Consider the following 368-nt stretch of genomic DNA (forward strand, 5'->3'; position numbering starts at 1 on the left):
TTTTTCATCAGACAATCTGTGTGGACACTGCAGTAACCGGTTCTCTATGGTAAGGAGGTGATCCAACCGCAGGTTCCCCTACGGTTACCTTGTTACGACTTCACCCCAGTCATGAATCACAAAGTGGTAAGCGCCCTCCCTGAGGTTAAGCTACCTACTTCTTTTGCAACCCACTCCCATGGTGTGACGGGCGGTGTGTACAAGGCCCGGGAACGTATTCACCGCGACATTCTGATTCGCGATTACTAGCGATTCCGACTTCGTGGAGTCGAGTTGCAGACTCCAGTCCGGACTACGACGTACTTTATGAGGTCCGCTTGCTCTCGCGAGGTCGCTTCTCTTTGTATACGCCATTGTAGCACGTGTGT

The 368-nt window shown here is 51.9% G+C and carries 1 rRNA gene; it reads right to left on the reverse strand.

From position 1 onward, the window contains the following. Positions 1-50: 50 nt before the first annotated feature. Positions 51-368, reverse strand: a 16S ribosomal RNA gene (locus tag AQ981_RS25515); the annotation flags it as partial.

The sequence above is a fragment of the Entomohabitans teleogrylli genome (assembly GCF_001484765.1).
Classification (GTDB): Bacteria; Pseudomonadota; Gammaproteobacteria; order Enterobacterales; family Enterobacteriaceae; genus Entomohabitans; species Entomohabitans teleogrylli.